Annotated in this window: 13 protein-coding genes and 1 tRNA gene; 8 read left to right on the top strand and 6 right to left on the bottom strand. The window is 67.3% G+C overall.

Annotation, left to right across the window (positions count from 1 at the left end):
- Window positions 1-57 precede the first annotated feature (57 nt).
- The 5 genes from ARTB_RS10880 (at window position 58) to ARTB_RS10860 (ending at window position 5,842) form a co-directional block, all read left to right on the top strand.
- Window positions 58-1,470 (top strand): S8 family serine peptidase, encoded by a 1,413-nt coding sequence (locus ARTB_RS10880; RefSeq protein WP_028277355.1) that lies wholly within the window; start codon window positions 58-60, stop codon window positions 1,468-1,470.
- 38 nt (window positions 1,471-1,508) lie between these two features.
- Entirely contained in the window at window positions 1,509-2,996 is a 1,488-nt protein-coding gene (locus ARTB_RS10875; RefSeq protein ID WP_028277356.1) for an NAD(P)/FAD-dependent oxidoreductase, read from the top strand.
- Window positions 2,997-3,121: 125 nt separating this feature from the next.
- A complete protein-coding gene (locus tag ARTB_RS10870) occupies window positions 3,122-4,066 on the top strand; it encodes an N-acetyltransferase (RefSeq protein WP_243180065.1) in 945 nt (314 codons plus the stop codon).
- 32 nt (window positions 4,067-4,098) lie between these two features.
- Window positions 4,099-4,172 (top strand) — tRNA-Leu (locus ARTB_RS10865).
- 320 nt (window positions 4,173-4,492) lie between these two features.
- Window positions 4,493-5,842 (top strand): ABC transporter substrate-binding protein, encoded by a 1,350-nt coding sequence (locus ARTB_RS10860; protein ID WP_243180063.1) that lies wholly within the window; start codon window positions 4,493-4,495, stop codon window positions 5,840-5,842.
- 302 nt (window positions 5,843-6,144) lie between these two features.
- On the opposite strand, the gene ARTB_RS10855 is transcribed toward ARTB_RS10860, so the two are convergent.
- Genes ARTB_RS10855 through ARTB_RS10840 form a run of 4 tightly spaced genes read right to left on the bottom strand, consistent with a single transcriptional unit; the run spans window position 6,145 to window position 10,267 of the window.
- Entirely contained in the window at window positions 6,145-6,918 is a 774-nt protein-coding gene (locus ARTB_RS10855; RefSeq protein WP_223914179.1) for an ABC transporter ATP-binding protein, read from the bottom strand.
- The gene (locus tag ARTB_RS10850; RefSeq protein ID WP_243180061.1) at window positions 6,915-8,009 is read right to left on the bottom strand and encodes an ABC transporter ATP-binding protein; all 1,095 of its coding nucleotides are present in this window, start codon (window positions 8,007-8,009) and stop codon (window positions 6,915-6,917) included. The genes ARTB_RS10855 and ARTB_RS10850 overlap by 4 nt, the downstream gene beginning before the upstream one ends.
- The gene (locus ARTB_RS10845) at window positions 8,006-8,974 is read right to left on the bottom strand and encodes a branched-chain amino acid ABC transporter permease (RefSeq protein WP_028277360.1); all 969 of its coding nucleotides are present in this window, start codon (window positions 8,972-8,974) and stop codon (window positions 8,006-8,008) included. Before ARTB_RS10845 ends, ARTB_RS10850 begins: the two co-directional genes overlap by 4 nt.
- 9 nt (window positions 8,975-8,983) lie before the next feature.
- Window positions 8,984-10,267: a branched-chain amino acid ABC transporter permease gene (locus ARTB_RS10840; protein WP_028277361.1), complete on the bottom strand. Its 1,284-nt coding sequence runs from the start codon at window positions 10,265-10,267 to the stop codon at window positions 8,984-8,986.
- Between the two features lie 508 nt (window positions 10,268-10,775).
- Between ARTB_RS10840 and ARTB_RS10835 the strand changes: the two genes are divergently transcribed.
- Window positions 10,776-11,726 (top strand): hypothetical protein, encoded by a 951-nt coding sequence (locus tag ARTB_RS10835; protein WP_243180059.1) that lies wholly within the window; start codon window positions 10,776-10,778, stop codon window positions 11,724-11,726.
- 150 nt (window positions 11,727-11,876) lie between these two features.
- A complete protein-coding gene (locus ARTB_RS10830; protein WP_243180050.1) occupies window positions 11,877-12,794 on the top strand; it encodes a Bax inhibitor-1/YccA family protein in 918 nt (305 codons plus the stop codon).
- A gap of 89 nt (window positions 12,795-12,883) precedes the next feature.
- On the opposite strand, the gene ARTB_RS10825 is transcribed toward ARTB_RS10830, so the two are convergent.
- Both ARTB_RS10825 and galK read right to left on the bottom strand, forming a co-directional pair.
- Window positions 12,884-14,122: an acetyl-CoA C-acetyltransferase gene (locus tag ARTB_RS10825; RefSeq protein ID WP_243180047.1), complete on the bottom strand. Its 1,239-nt coding sequence runs from the start codon at window positions 14,120-14,122 to the stop codon at window positions 12,884-12,886.
- 20 nt (window positions 14,123-14,142) lie between these two features.
- Window positions 14,143-15,303 carry a galactokinase gene (galK, locus tag ARTB_RS10820; RefSeq protein ID WP_243180045.1) on the bottom strand — a complete coding sequence of 387 codons (1,161 nt, stop codon included), beginning with the start codon at window positions 15,301-15,303 and terminating at the stop codon, window positions 14,143-14,145.
- Window positions 15,304-15,393: 90 nt separating this feature from the next.
- On the opposite strand from galK, the gene ARTB_RS10815 reads away from it, so the two are divergent.
- On the top strand, window positions 15,394-16,371 hold the full coding sequence (locus ARTB_RS10815; RefSeq protein ID WP_243180042.1) for an aldose 1-epimerase family protein: 978 nt from the start codon (window positions 15,394-15,396) through the stop codon (window positions 16,369-16,371).
- Window positions 16,372-16,452 lie beyond the last annotated feature (81 nt).

Below are 16,452 nucleotides of genomic sequence, written 5' to 3'. Positions count from 1 at the left end.
AGCAGCCGTGCCCCAGCGCGCGCCCGTGCCGCTGGTACATCCGCCGATAGGACCTGAATGACCAGAGCAACAGCCCGGCGCCGCCGGACCGCCTCCGCGTTGATGGCCTTGGCCCTCGCCGGCGGGGCGTCCACGGCGGCGCTGACCCTGGCCGCGCCCGCCCACGCCGACTCCTGGCGGGACAAGGAATACTGGCTCGCCGAGTCCGGCATCACCAAAGCCTGGGACGTTTCCAAGGGGGCCGGGGTCAAGGTCGCCGTGATTGACAGCGGAGTGGACGGCCGGCATCCGGATTTGGGCGGCGTGCTCGCTGGCGGCGCGGACATTTCCGGCGCCGGCAAGGCCAACGGCCAGGAAAGTATCGGCGCCAAACCCGAACACGGCACCCTCGTGGCCACCATGCTCGCCGGACGGGGGCACCAGGCGCCCGAAGCAACTGCCAAACCGAGCGCCAGCGCAACTGGCCCTGCCGCTGGCCCGGCCGCTGGACCTGACGGGGTTGTCGGCGTCGCCCCGGAAGCGCAGCTGCTGTCCGTGTCCACTTGGCTCGGTTCGGCCAACCCGGGCGGCAAGAGCGACCAGGACCAGATCCCGGAGGCAGTGCGCTGGGCCGTGGACAACGGCGCCCGCGTCATCAACATCTCCCTCGGCAGCACGTCGCCGGAATGGCCGCAGAGCTGGGACGCGGCATTCCTCTACGCCGAACAGAAGGACGTCGTGATTGTCGCCGCCGCGGGCAACCGGGTGGGCGGCAACGTCCAGGTCGGCGCACCGGCCACCATCCCCGGCGTCCTGACGGTTGCAGGCCTGGACCGCACCGGCGCGGCCAGCATCGACTCCTCCTCCCAGGGCATCAGCATCGGCGTCGCAGCTCCCGCCGAGGACCTGGTTGGCGGCCTGCCCGGCGGCGGCTACGCCGACTGGGCCGGCACCTCCGGAGCCACGCCCATCGTGTCCGGCGTCGCGGCCCTGATTCGCTCCAAATGGCCCGAAATGTCCGCCAGCCAGGTCATCAACCGGATCGTCACCACGGCCAAGGACGCCGGGGCGCCAGGGAAGGATCCGCTCTATGGCTTCGGCGTGCTGAACGCCGAGGCCGCCCTCAAGGCCGATGTCCCGGAAACCAAAGTCAATCCGCTGGGGTCCATTTCGGACTGGATCCGGGTCCACCGGCGCGGAAACCTCGCCACGACTGACCCTGCCGCGGAGCCCGCACCCTCCAGCGCTGCCCCCACCCTGCCCGAAGCGACCGTGCCCGTCGCGGAGAAGCCGTCCCAGCTGGACAGTGCCGTGCCGGCCGCGGTGGTCCTGGGCTTCGGAGCCCTGCTCGTCGGAATCGTTGTGGCCGCCGCGTTCCAGCTGCGGGCCGCCATGCGCACGCCGCCGAAGGACGGCCCGGACGGGCCGGACGGGACCGGCAGGGCCGAACCCGAGGCCGTCAATCCGGTGGACTCCAGCAAGCCGTCATAGTTAGTGAAGGTTTTCACAAACTACTGTATTCTTGAGATATGGCATCCTCCCTTCAGCTCCAGGACCGTCCCCGGGTACTCGTCGTCGGCGGCGGGTACGTCGGCCTGTATGTAGCCCTCAAACTTCAGAAAAAGATCGCGAATGCCGGTGGCATCGTCACCCTCGTGGATCCGCTGCCCTACATGACTTACCAGCCCTTCCTGCCGGAAGTTGCCGGCGGCAACATCGAGGCGCGCCACGCAGTCGTCTCGCACCGCCAGCACCTGAAGCAGACGGAACTCATTCAGGGCCGCGTGACCTCGATCGACCACGCCAACCGCACGGCAGTGGTCGCACCCTCCGACGGCGGCGGCACCTTCGAGATTCCCTACTTCGACGTCGTGCTTGCCGCCGGCGCCATCACCCGCACGTTCCCGATCAAGGGCCTCGCGGACAAGGGCATCGGCCTGAAGACCATCGAAGAGGCCGTCGCCCTGCGCAACAAGGTTCTCGAGCGGATCGAGACCGGTTCCCTCATGACGGACCCCGTTGAGCGCGCCCGCGCCCTGACGTTCGTCGTCGTCGGCGGTGGCTTCGCCGGCATCGAGTGCATCACCGAAATGGAAGACCTGGCCCGCGCCGCGGTCAAGAACAACCCGCGCATCAAGCAGGAGGAAGTCCGCTTCGTCCTGGTCGAGGCGATGGGCCGCATCATGCCCGAGGTCACGGCATCGCAGGCCGAATGGGTCGTCGAGCACCTCCGCAGCCGCGGCATCGAGGTCCTGCTGAACACCTCCCTCGACAACGCCGAGGGTTCCCTGAAGCTCATCAACCTCCCGGACAAGAGCCCGGCCCAGGAATTCGAGACCGACACCCTGGTCTGGACTGCCGGTGTGCAGGCCAACCCGATGGTCCGCTCCACCGACTTCCCGCTCGAGCCGCGCGGCCGCGTCCGCGTCCTGGCCGATCTGCGCATCGCAGGCGACGAGGGCATCATCGAGAACGCCTGGGCGGCCGGCGACGTCGCTGCCGTCCCCGACCTCACGGGCAGCGGCCTGCCGGACGGCACGTGCGTGCCGAACGCGCAGCACGCGCTGCGCCAGGCCAAGCGCCTCGCCAAGAACCTGTGGGCCTCCCGCTGGGACAAGCCGCTCAAGGATTACAAGCACAAGAACCTGGGCGCCGTCGCCGGCTTCGGCGAATGGAAGGGCGTGGCGAACATCAACCTGCTTGGCCGCATCGGCCTCAAGGGCCCGCTGGCCTGGCTGGCACACCGTGGCTACCACGGCATGGCCATCCCCACCGTGGAGCGCAAGATCCGCGTGATCTCCGGCTGGATCTGGGCCTTCTTCCTGGGCCGCGACACCACGCAGCTGATGGATCTGGACAACCCGCGCGGCGCCTTCGTGGCCGCAGCGACGCCGGCCCCGAAGCCTGCCGCTGCTCCCGTTGCCGGCACGCCTGCGGATGCTGCCAAGAACGACGCCGCGAAGAACGGCACTGCCAAGAACGACACCAAGGAAGCTGTTCCGGCCGACTCCAAGTAGCCTGATCCGAGCCTTCGACGGCGGCCGTTCCCCTCAGGGGGAGCGGCCGCCGTTTTCGTGGCGGGCAGCCGCCCCAGGACGCCGGGAGCGGACCGGAGCGCGGGGCCCGCGCCTAGACTGGCTCCATGACAGCTGAAAAGGACCTGCACGCCCTCCTGGCCACTATGCACCCCGAACTGCGCGAGGGCGAATACGTCTACGCCCTGTGGCCGCACGGCAAGCCCCTGGCCGGGGCCATTGCGGCCGCCGTCCGTGAGGCGGAAGGGCTGACCGTCGTGCTGCCGCGGAACGAAGCGGACAGCCTGGGGCTCTCCTACGACTTCGTCGCGGCCTGGATCACGCTCCAGGTGCACTCTTCGCTGGAGGCGATCGGCCTCACGGCAGCCGTCAGCGCGGCCCTGACCGAGGCGAAGATCAGCTGCAACGTCCTGGCCGGCTTCCACCATGACCATCTGCTGGTGCCGGTGGCGGACACCGAACGGGCGCTGGAGGTACTGCACGAGCTCGTCGCGGCCAACGGTGTGCACAAACCGGCACCGGAACTCGTGCTGCGCAGCGAGGAACCGGCGGACCGTCCCGCCATCCTCGCCCTCACCGCCGCCGCGTTTGCCATCTCGCCCGCCACCGGAGAGCACATCGACGGCGAACCCGAGGAAGTGAAGCTGCTGGCGCGGTTGTTCGAGTGCCAGGAATACCTGCCGGCGTTCAGTATCGTGGCCGAACTCGACGGCGAAATCGTGGGGCATGTGATCAGCACCCGCGGATGGGTGGACGGGCTGGAGCTGCTCGGCCTCGGGCCGATCGGGGTGGTGCCGCGGCTGCAGCGCCACGGCATCGGCACCGCGCTCATGAACGAGACCGTGGCGCGGGCCAACACCGCAGGGGAGCGGGGGATAGCGCTGCTGGGCAGCCCCGAGTACTACTCCCGCTTCGGCTTTGTTCCGTCCACCTCGCTCGGGGTGGCGCCGCCGGAGGCAGGCTGGGCCGCGCACTTCCAGTTGCTGCCGCTCGCCGTCTGGCCCGGCGGCGTGAGCGGCACCTTCCGCTACGCGGAGCCTTTCGCGGACTGATCCCCCCGGCGGCGGGATACCATTGACCGGGCGCCCCAGTAGCCCAATTGGCAGAGGCAGCGGACTTAAAATCCGCGTGTTGTGGGTTCGAGTCCCACCTGGGGCACTGAGCTGCGCGCCGCGCTGCGGCGCCCGGCAGCCGGGCGGCCCTGCCCCCCCCCGGCGTTCCCTGGCCCCTCGCACGGTCTTGCCCCCCGCACGTGCTGGCCTTCAGGATCGCCGTTCCGGGCAGCCGTTCCGGGCCGTCGCCCGCGACAAAACAGCCGCCGCAAACCGTCCAGATTTCCTCTATGCAACGAGTGTTATAAGGATGTGACCGTAGTCACTTATTTTCACGTCGAAATTGCACTAGCTTGAAGTGGAATCAGGAACACCTGATCTTTCGCGTCAAAGGCCGTTCGCACCTTTAGATCGAGGAGCTTGTACATGACTTCACTCCCCCGGGTTGCGCCCCGCGTCGCTAAGCTCACCGTGCTTAGCCTCGGCGTCGCCCTTTTGGCTACGGCTTGTGGCGGTTCACCCGCCCCGAGTTCGTCGGGATCCAGCTCAGCCGCGGCCGCGGGAATCGCGTGCCCGGCTCCCAGCGCCACCGGTGGCGGTACCAGCGCCGCCGGCGAAGCGGGCACTGTGCCCGCCTCGGCCACCACCACCCCCACGCCCCTGAAGATCGGCTCGCTCCTGCCGACGACGGGTTCGCTGGCCTTCCTCGGCCCGCCCGAAATTGCAGGTGTCAACCTCGGCATCAAGGAGGTCAACGATGCCGGCGGCGTCCTGGGCAAGCCGGTAGAGGTCATCCACCGTGACTCCGGCGACACCAAGACCGACATCGCCACCCAGTCCACCACGGCACTGCTCGGACAGGGCGTCAGTGCAATCGTCGGCGCCGCCTCCTCGGGTGTCTCCAAGACCGTGATCAACCAGATCACCGGTGCCGGCGTCGTCCAGTTCTCCCCGGCCAACACCTCCCCGGACTTCACGGCGTGGGATGACAAGGGCCTCTACTGGCGCACCGCACCCTCGGACGTGCTCCAGGGCAAGGTCCTCGGCAACTACATGGCCACCTGTGGCGCCCAGACGGTCGGCATGATCGTCCTGAACGACGCCTACGGAACCGGCCTTGCGAAGAACGTCCAGGCAGCTTTCGAGGCGGCCGGCGGCAAGGTTGTTGCCCAGGAGCTGTTCAATGAAGGCGATTCCCAGTTCAGCAGCCAGGTGGACAAGGTTCTCGCCGCCAAGCCGGATGCCATTGCCCTGATCACCTTCGACCAGGCCAAGAGCATCGTTCCGCTGATGACGGGCAAGGGCGTCAAGCCGACCCAGATCTTCATGGTGGACGGCAACATGTCCGATTACAGCAAGGACTTCCAGGCAGGAACCCTGAAGGGCGCCCAGGGCACCATCCCGGGAACCTTCGCCAAGGAGGACTTCAAGAAGAAGCTCCTGGGGATTGACCCGGCGCTGAAGGACTACAGCTACTCCGGCGAGTCCTACGACGCAGTGAACCTGATCGCACTGGCGGCCGAGGCCGCCAAGAGCACCAAGGGCACCGACATCGCAGCCCAGCTCAAGGCAGTCTCTGAAGGTGGCGAGAAGTGCAACACCTTCCCCTCCTGCGTCACCCTGCTCCGCAACGGTAAGGACATCGACTACGACGGCCAGTCCGGCCCCGTAACGTTCTCCGACGCCGGCGACCCGACGGAAGCCTACATCGGCATCTACGAGTACCAGGATGACAACACCTACAAGCCGGTCAAGGAAGAATTCGGCAAGCTGTAAGCCGCTTCCCCCCGACTAACAGAAGACCCCCGTCCAGTCCGGACGGGGGTCTTTTGTGTGCGGGGGAGTGGGCCAGGCGTCAAGCACGGCAGCAAGTAGGCCGGCATCGGACAGCTGACGCCGGAATGCCAGCTACGCCCCCAAGGTCCCCGTCCATAACTCTGCAACGCGTGACGCCGTCGCAGGCTGCGGAGGCGCCCGGAGGCGTGGCCAGAGGCCTGGGGCGCAGCCTGGCGCCGCCGGGCACGCACAAGGGCCGCCATCGGCTGGTGACGGCCCCTGCGGGGATACTGCCCGGAGCGCTATTCGACAGTGTCTGCGAGCGTCCCCAGATAGAGCTGGATGACCTTGGGATCCTTCATGAGCTCCCGGCCCGTCCCTGTGTACGCGTCCTTGCCCTGGTCCAGCACGTAGGCGCGGTCGCAGATCTGCAGGCAGCGGCGCGCGTTTTGTTCCACCATGATGACGGAGACGCCGGCCCGGTTGATCTCGTGGACCCGGAGGAAGGTCTCATCCTGCTTGACAGGGGAGAGGCCCGCGGAGGGCTCATCGAGCAGCAGAACGGCGGGGTCCATCATGAGGGCCCGTCCCATGGCGACCATCTGGCGTTCGCCGCCGGAGAGCGAGCCGGCCCGCTGTGCGCGCCGTTTGGCGAGCTCCGGGAACAGTTCGGAGACAAATTCGAACCGTTGGGCGAAGTCCTTGGGCCGCTGGAACATGCCCATCTGCATGTTTTCCTCGATGGTCAGGGCGGCGAACACGTTGTTGTTCTGCGGAACGAAGCCGACGCCCTTGCTGACCAGCTTGTTGGCCTTGAGCCCGGTGATGTCCTGCCCGCGGACCACCACCGAGCCGGAGTGGACCTTGACCAGGCCAAACATGGCCTTCAGCAGCGTGGACTTGCCGGCGCCGTTGGGGCCGATGATGCCGATCAGCTCACCCTTGCGGGCCTCGATGCTGCAGCCGTTGAGGATATTGACGCCGGGGATGTAACCAGCCACCAGATCGGTGACCTTCACGACCGAGTCGCCATCGAAGGCGGGCTGGGCGGCCGGTGCCGCGCTGGTGGCGCTCATTCTTCGTCCTTCTCTGTGCGGTTTGGCTCTTCGGCGCGGTTCGGCTCTCCGGCGCTGCGGCGGCCGCGCGTCGTCCCGTTCGCCGCCTCCTCCGCCTCGATGGTGAGGACGTCGGCGGAGATGATGCCGGCGTTTTCAGTGCCGACAATCGATTCCTCGTCGGCGACCAGCTCCGCGGCCAGTTCCTTGATGCCCTCGGCGTCGCCGAGATCCACGTCGTGGTGGGCGCCGAGGTAGGCGTCGATCACGGCGGGGTTCTTCATGACTTCGGCGGGAGGCCCTTCGGCCACGATCTTGCCCTCTGCCATCACCACCACCCAGTCGGCGATGTGGCGGACCATGTTCATGTCGTGCTCGACGAACAAGACGGTCATGCCCTCGGCCTTGAGGTTCTTGATGTGGTCCAGCAGCGACTGCGTCAGCGCCGGGTTGACGCCGGCCATCGGCTCGTCGAGCATGACCAGCTTGGGCCGCACCATGAGGGAGCGGGCCATTTCCAGCAGCTTCCGCTGCCCGCCGGACAGCGACGCCGCGTAGTCGTCCCTCTTGGCGTCCAGTTTGAACTTCTCCAGCAGCACGTTGGCTTCCTGGGTGATCTTCTTTTCCTGGCCGCCCCAGATGCCCTTGAACAAAGCCTTGGACAGCCGTTCGCCGGACTGGCTGGAGGCGCCGAGGCGCATGTTCTCCATGACGGTGAGCTTGCCCATGACCTTGGTGAGCTGGAACGTGCGCACCATCCCCATCCGGGCAACCTTGTACGAGGAGACGCCGGCGATGTTGTTGCCTTCGAACTGCCATGTACCCGAGTTCGGGGTATCGAATCCCGTCAGCAGGTTGAACAAGGTGGTCTTGCCGGCGCCGTTGGGGCCGATCAGTGCGGTGATCTTGTGCCGCGGGATCTCGAGGTACTGGACGTCGACGGCGTTGATGCCGCCGAAGGTGCGGGTGACGTTTTCTGCCACCACGATCGGATCACGCTTCTTGCAACCGGGCGCGATCTCGCCGGCTGCGATCGGACGGTTGTCCGTCATGTAGTCGATCTCTTCCGACGTGCGGGGTTCGTCCCGTGACTCTTCGCTTGGAATGCTCATGCGAATGCCAGCTCCTTCTTATTGCCGAGAACGCCCTGGGGCCTGAAGATCATTAGCAGCATGAGCGCCACGCCGACCAGGATGTAACGCAGCTGCCCGGCCTGGACCGTATTCAGCCACGTGATGGTGCCGGACTCGATCAGGCCGTAGAGGATGCCCTGGGTGAGCGAGAGCACCACCCAGAAGATCATCGCGCCGACCACCGGGCCGAGCACAGTGCCGAGCCCGCCGAGCAGCAGGCAGGTGTAGAGGAAGAACGTCAGTTCCGTGCCGTAGTTGGCAGGCTGCACCGCGCCGCGGGGAATCGTGAAGATCATGCCTGCCAGGGCTCCGAGCGCGCCGCCGATGATCAGGGACTGCATCTTGTAGGCGTACACGTTCTTGCCGAGCGAGCGGACGGCGTTCTCGTCCTCGCGGATGCCCTTGAGTACCCGGCCCCAGGGGCTTCGCATCAGCAGCCAGACCAGGGTGCAGAAGACGGCCACGACTGCCCAGGCGACCACCCGGATGAAGAAGTCGCGGTTGTTCATGCCAACGTAGGTCCCCGGCGGGAAGGGATTCATGGCGTAGAAATCGCCCTCGAAGGCGGCCAGGCCGTTGGCCGAGCCGGTGATGGCGGTCAGCTGGTTGGTCGTGACGATGTAGCGCACGATTTCGGCCGCCGCGATGGTCACGATGGCCAGGTAGTCCGCCCGCAGCCGCAGCGTCGGGATGCCCAGCAGCAGGGCGAAGATGGCGGACGCGACGACGGCGATGAGCAGTCCGACGAAGAACGGCACATGGAACGTCAGGGTGGAGATGGCGAAGCCGTAGGCTCCCACCGCCATGAAGCCTGCCTGGCCGAAGTTGAGCAGGCCGGTGTAGCCGAAGTGAACCGCGAGGCCGAGGGTGGCCAGGGCGTAGGCAGCTGTCGTCGGGCTGAAAAGTTCACCGGCGGCGCTGGAAAATATGAATCCGAAGTCCATGGCTGTCTCCTAACCCACGCGCTCTTTGCGGCCCAGAATGCCCTGAGGGCGGAACAAGAGGACAACAATCATGATGAACAACGCTCCCACGTATTTGAGGTCGGCGGCGAGGCCGAACACGGTGGTCAGCTCAACGAAGATGCCGACGATGATGGAACCGACCAGGGCGCCCCAGACTGTGCCGAGGCCGCCGAGGGTGACGCTGGCGAAGATGAGCAGCAGGATCTGCGAGCCCATGTCGAAGGTGACGCCGGGACGGTAGTAGGCCCAGAGGATGCCGCCGAGGGCGGCGAGCATGCCGCCGACCACCCAGACGATCCGGATGACGGAGTCGACGTCGATGCCGGAGGCCGCGGCCAGCGCCGGGTTGTCGGCCACCGCGCGGGTGGCCTTGCCGAGACGGGTCTTCAGCAGGACGACGCCGAGGGCGGCGATCACGACGGCGCTGACGAGGAGGGACAAGAGGTTGTTGGGGGAGATGGAGATCGGGCCGATCAGGATTTCCACGCTCTGGGCGAACGGCAGTTGCTGGGTGGCGCCGCCGAAGTAGAACTGGATGATGTAGCGCACGGACAGGGCCAGGCCGATGCTGACGATCATCATCGGAACAAGCCCCGTTCCGCGGCGCCGCAGGGGTTTCCACAGGCCCGCGTCCTGGACGTAGCCGAACAATCCGCCGCCGATGACGGCCAGGATGACGGCCAGCCAGAACGGCAGGTGCATCTGGTTGAAGGCGAACACCAGTACCGCGCCGAGGGTGACCATTTCTCCGTGGGCGAAGTTGGTCAGGCCGGTGGTGCCGAAGATCAGGGACAGGCCCACGGACGCGAGGGCGAGCAACAGGCCGAAGCTTAGTCCTGCCACCAGCCGGTTGAGCAGGTTTTGCATGAAGTTCTGCTGCTCCACGACAATGCCCTTGCCAAACGTGAAGATCACCGAGAGGTTTGAGGTCTGGCTGAAGGTGACGTTGCGGGGGTTCTCCTGGCCCTCGGCCAGTTTGATGCCCTGCGGAAGCGTGGACTCATCGAGTTTGACCTCGTAGGTTCCCTGGGTGGGGACGCCGATGGTCCAGGCGCCGTTGGCTCCCGATTTCGTGGTTCCCGTGAAATCGCCGCTCGTGGCGGTGATGGTCACCCCGGGGATCGGTGCGCGGTCGTCGCCGCGCAGGAAGCCGCTGATGCTGTTCGTGAACTGGGTGGCCGACGGGGATGGTGTCGGCGAGGGGGTCGTGGCGCTGGACGCCGGGGCCACGATGAGCAGTAGCGCAGCCGTGGCGGCGAATACTGACCCCACAGCCCTCAATAGTCTGCCGCGCCGTCTCTGCGACAGGCCGCTCGTTGTGCTTCTCAAATTGAAAACCTCCACATGGGGGTGCTGTGGGTTGCGCCTTTGCAACCGTTGCGAACGGTCAGGGGACGAGCGTCTGGCAATACGATCATGTGTTGTGATGTCCGTCACCCTGTGTGGCCTATGCTACAGCCCGGGCGACCCAAAGAATGCCGCTGCGAGCAGGGAGAACGTCGCGATCGGGTAACAACCGTGTAGCGCCGCCGACACCTTGCTGTAGCCCAGCTAAAGAAAACTTTTGTTGATTCCGAGTATGCCTAAACAGTGGCCTGCCCGGTCCGCAATTCGCCGGGCCACCCAGGGCTGGCGCGGGCGGCTGGGCACGTACGCTCCGGCCCGCGGAACCGCCACCCCCAAGCTTTTTCCAAGCCCGCCGGCGTTATGGTGCGGAGAGCGCCAGAACCCGATTCCGTTCGTTCCGGAATCCGGCCGGCGCCGAAGGCAGGGGCCGATCGTGGAGGGCCGACTGATGAACCGGGTGGTCAAGCTGTGCCTCGCGGGTTCGCTTGTACTGGCGATCCTGGGCCTCCCGGCGCTCAGCCTGGGCCCCGAAACCGCCGGGGCGCAGGCCTGCGTTGCCTCCACCGAGGCACTCAGGGACCCCTATCCGGGGATCCAGGCCGCGGCGTCCAGCTTCGAGGCAGGCACCCTGGACGGGTTCGGCATTTCCGCGGCCGGGACGGGGAACGCCTCTGTGTCCACCGGGCTCTCGCACTCCGGGAACTGTGCCGCCCTCCTGCACACCACCGCGGTGCCGGGCTCCATCGCCAGGCTGACGGTGGGCCTGACCCCCGGGACCACGGAGGCATATGCGGATGGCTGGTTCAACATCGCCGCCGAAGGAATGGCGGGAAACAATGTTCCCTACTTCCGGTTCTTTGCCGGCGGAGTCCGCGTCCTGGATGTTTTCCGGCAGAACATCTCCCATGAGCTCGTGCTCCGTACCTCGTCGCCAGCAGGGTTCGCCTACACCACCTTGCGGCGGGACGTCCCGACTGACTCCTGGCACCGGCTCGTCATGCATGTGGTCCCCAACGGCCCCGGGACCAACGTCCAAATCTGGTGGGACGGGCGTTCGGTCTACGCCGGTACTGTCAGTATTTCCGCGACGACGCTCGACACGCTCCAGCTTGGCTCCGAACACGATCAGCAAATGGCCGACATCTACATCGACGACGTCATTATCAACAGCGGCACGGGAACGCCGGCGCCGGTTCCCGGCCCGCTCCCCGAGCCGAAGGGTGACCCGTCGCAGCGGTTCGACGATTTCCACGGTGACGGACAGTCCGGCCTGCTGGCGGCCGGCACAGTCACGAGCCGCACTCTCACGAGCCGCACACTCGCGAGCCGCACCGGGAGGCTGGCCTCCGCGGGCATGCTAGGCCTGAAAAACCCGCTGACCTAGATCACGGTTCGGTTGCGGCGGTCCCCGTGGGGAACTATCCCTCCCGGTCAGCCGTGGGAATTGGTAGCGTGACTATATAAAATCCCCATTTCGTCTAGTCCGCATCGCACCGGAACATCACCCACCCCCTTATTTTGGAGGACACCCGCAATGGCACATGGCGGAAACCCGATCTTCAGCGGAAAGAATTTCCGCGAAGCCACCCAGGCACCGCCTGCCCCGCAGGCCCCGTACGGTCAGGCCCCGTACGGTCAGAACCCGTATGGCCAGACCGCTTACGGTCAGGCCCCGGTCCAGGGCGGGTGGAATGCGGCCCAGCAGGGCATGACCCAGGAACAGCTCCAGGACCTGTACAACCGCCCGGCGGCCGGGCCGGCTGACATTGGACGGATGACGTACGACGACGTCATCGTCAAGACCGCGGGGTGCCTCGGCATCCTGGTAGTCGGCGCGGCAGTGGCGCTCGCCGTCCCGCAGGGCACCGGATCCATGCTGATGATCCTCGGAGCCCTCGGCGGCTTCGCCCTGGCAATGGTCAACACCTTCAAGAAGCAGCCGTCGCCCGGACTTATCCTGGCCTACGCCCTGCTCGAAGGGTTCTTCCTCGGCGGCCTGACCCGCATCCTTGACAACCTGTTCCCGGGAGTCGGCATCCAGGCCGTCGTCGGGACGCTGTCCGTCTTCGCCGTGACGCTCGTGCTGTTCAAGAGCGGCAAGGTCCGGGCGACGCCCAAGCTCATGCGGTTCTTCATGATCGCCCTGATCGGCTATGCGGTGTTTGCCCTCGTCAACGTCGTCATGATGATGACCGGGGCCGTGACCACGCCGTTTGGCCTGAGCACCAGCGTGGAGATCATGGGCATCCCGCTCGGCGTCTTCATCGGCTTCCTGGCGATCGGCCTGGCCGCCTTCTCCCTGATCATGGACTTCACGTCGATCGAGGCGGCCATCAACGCCGGCGCCCCGCAGCGCTTCTCCTGGACCGCAGCCTTCGGCCTCACGGTCACGCTGGTCTGGCTCTACGTCGAAATCATCCGACTCCTGGCCATCCTGCGCGGCGACGACTGACCGGCGTCGTTCCTGAACGACCCTGATTTCCCGAGAGGAGCCCCGCCCAATGGCGGGGCTCCTCTCGTATGCGGCTCAGCAGGAAGCCGTCAGCTGAGCCGCTCGAACACAACCGCCATGCCCTGGCCGCCGCCGACGCACAGCGTGGCCAGTCCCAAAGAGGCGTCGCGGGCGCGGAGCCCATTGATCAGCGTGGTGGTCATGCGTGCGCCGGTCATCCCGAAGGGATGGCCAAGGGCAATGGCGCCGCCATGGACATTGAGTATCTCCGGATCGATGCCGAGCTCCCGGGCGCTGGCCACCACCTGGACCGCGAAGGCCTCGTTGAGCTCCACGAGGTCGATGTCCCCGATGGTCAGCCCGGCGATCGTGAGCGCCCGGCGGGTCGCTGCCACCGGCCCCATGCCCATCAACTCCGCGGACAGGGCGCTGACACCGGTGGAGACGATCCGCGCAAGCGGCTCGAGGCCCAGTTCGCGGGCGCGAGAATCACTCATAACCACGACGGCGGCGGCCCCGTCGTTGAGGGGGCACGCGTTCCCGGCCGTCACGGTGCCGCCGCTGCGGAAAACCGGCTGCAGGGCACCGACCGCCTCTGCTGTCACCCCGGGCCGCGGTGAATCGTCGCGGTCCACCACCGAGCCGTCGGCGCGGGTATAGGGGGTGATTTCGCGGGCGTAGAACCCGGAAGCGATGGCCGCCTCGGCCCGGTTCTGGCTGAGCACCGCCCAGGCGTCCTGCTCCTGACGGGTGATGCCGTAGCTTGTGGCGACGTTCTCCGCCGTCTGGCCCATGGCGATGTACACGTCCGGCATCCGGCCGCCCAGCCGCGGGTCGGTCCACGGCGTGTTGGCGGCCGCGCGGGCCTCGGTGCGTTTCCGGGCCGCCTCAAAGCGCGGATTGTGCGTGCTGGCGTCGGTCTCGCCGGCACCGGCCCAGTCCCGGTAGCGCGACACGGCCTCAACCCCGGCGGCCACGAACGCCTGGCCTTCGCCGGCCTTGATGGCGTGGAAGGCCATCCGGAGCGTCTGCAGGCTGGAGGCACAAAAACGGTTGATCGTGGCGGCCGGAACGTTGTCCAGCCCGGCCAGGATGCTGACCACACGGGCCATGTTGGAGCCGGCCTCGCCGCTTGGCTCGGCGCACCCCAGATAGATGTCGTCCAGGCCGTGGCCGGCCCCGGCGGCGGCGTCGAACTCCGGAATCCCGGCGAGGGCCGCCGTGATCATGGCCGCGGCGAGATCGTCCGGCCGTTCGTCTTTCAGGGACCCCTTGAACGCACGGCCGATCGGGCTCCGGGCAGTAGAAACGATGACAGCTTCTGGCATGCGCCCAGACTACGCCCCGCCTAGGCCAGCCGCATGGCTCCGGCCGCGGGGCTGACGCTGAAGATCTCCGGCGCGGCATACCCGGCCCGGGCGAAGGCACGTTCGACGGCGGAGCGCACCTGCTGCGCCGATCCCGCCGGGGTCAGGGCGATCGCGGAGCCGCCGAAGCCGCCGCCGGTCATGCGGGCGCCGACCGCGCCGGCCGACCGCGCCGTGTCCACGGCAAGATCCAGCTCCGCGCAGGAGATCTCGAAGTCATCGCGCATCGAGGCATGGGACGCGTCGAGCAAGGGGCCGATGGCGGCCGGGCCCCGGGTGTCCAGCAGCTCCACCGTCTGCAGCACGCGCTGGTTCTCGGTGACAACATGCCGGAGCCGGCGGAAGGTCTCCCGGTCCAGAAGCCCGCTGGCCTCCTCGAGGTCCTCGAGCCCGACGTCGCGCAGCGCCCGCACGCCAAGGACCTCGGCGGCGAGTTCGCACGATTCCCGGCGGGCCGCATACCCGCCGTCGGCGTGGGAATGGGAAACCCGGGTGTCGACAACCAGCAGCACCAGTCCCGCGGCATCGGCGTCGAACGGCACCAGCCGGACACTCTGGTCCCGGCAGTCGAGGAAGACGGCGTGGCCGGCCGTGGCCCGGAGCGAGGCGGATTGGTCCATGATGCCGGTCGGCGCGCCGACGAAGTCATTCTCCGCCCGCTGGGTGGCCAGGACCATGTCCTGCACGGAGAGGCCGGCGTCCATGAGCCCGTTCAGCGCCGAAATCACGGCGCATTCGATGGCGTGGGAGGACGACAGGCCGGCCCCTCGCGGAACCTCGGAATCCAGGAGCAGGTCCACGCCGGGAACCTGAAGGCCCCGCTGCTGCAGCGCCCAGATGACCCCGAGCGGGTACTTTGTCCAGCCCCTGGCACTGGCGCGGGCCAGCGAGCCGGTCTCCGCGGTGGTCAGCCCCTGGTTGCCGAACGTGGAGAGCATCCGCACCGTGGAATCCGGCCGGACCCGGACGGCAACCCGGGCCGCCCGGTCGATGGCGAACGGCAGGACGAAGCCCTCGTTGTAATCGGTGTGCTCGCCGATGAGGTTGACCCGCCCCGGTGCCTGCCACACGCCGTCGGGCCGGGCGCCGAAGACCGTCTCAAACCGGGCGGCGAGCCCGCGGCCGTCCAGGGGTTGATTCATGGCCTGGCTCCTGCGCTGCTGGAAGTCATGGGTCCAAGGTATACGGGTTCGCGGGGTTGTTTGTGTGGTGCGGGCTGTACGGTGGTCACCATGGATCTCTCAGCGACACCCCCGGCATCCGGCACTGTATCCGCCGCCAATGACACGATGCGCAGGTACGCGTCCGGCCGGCAGTACGAGCTCCGGCGCGGCGACGCCCTGGCAGTCGTCACCGAACTCGCCGCCGGCCTGCGGCTCTACAGCCGTGGAGACACCGCCCTGACGGAAACCTACGGGGATGCCGACATCGCGCCCGGCGCCACCGGAATCACGCTGGCACCCTGGGCCAACCGGGTGGAGGACGGCGTCTGGCACCTCAACGGCAAGAAGCTGCAGCTGGACATCACCGAGGTCTCCCGCAATAACGCCAGCCACGGTTTGCTGCGGAACTCCTCCTACGATCTCGTGGACGAGGACGAGTTCTCCGTAACCCTGGAGGCGGCGGTTTTTCCGCAGCACGGCTACCCGTTTCTTCTGCGGCACCGGGTCCGCTACGAACTGGCCGAGGACCTGGGGCTGGTGGTGCGCCAAACCCTGATCAACGACTCCCAGGACCGTGCGCCGTTCGTGCTCGGCGCGCACCCGTACCTGCGGCTGGGCGATGTGCCCAGCGAGGACCTCACCGTGAGTGTGGACGCCCGGACCAGGCTGGTCGCCGACGACCGCCTCATCCCGCGCAGCAGTGAACCGGTCAGCGGCGACTTCGATCTGCGCGGCGGGCGGCCGGTGGGGACCCTGGACCTCGATTCGGCCTACACGGACCTGGAGTTCGACGGCGGCGTCGCCCGGCACACGCTGCGCTCACCCGACGGGCGGACGGTGAGCCTGTGGCAGGACGCGAGCTGCGGGTATGTCCATGTCTTCGTGACGACGGAATTTCCGGGCCGGTCGAAGGCGGTCGCGATCGAGCCGATGACCGGTCCCGCCAACGCGTTCAACAGCGGCGAGGGCCTGCGCTGGCTTGCGCCGGGGGAGCAGTTCTCCATGACCTGGGGCATCTCCGCCTCGCTGACGGCCGCTGCCGGCTGACGCTGTGGGCTGACCGGGCGGCCTGACCCCATGAACGGCCCCCGGGCCGGTGCCTCGGCCGTCGCCCGTGCCTGGACCGTA

Origin of the sequence: Arthrobacter humicola (assembly GCF_022803015.1) — a bacterium.
GTDB lineage: Bacteria > Actinomycetota > Actinomycetes > Actinomycetales > Micrococcaceae > Arthrobacter > Arthrobacter humicola_A.
Note: the sequence above shows the minus strand (reverse complement) of the source record. Positions and strands in the feature narration are given on the sequence as shown.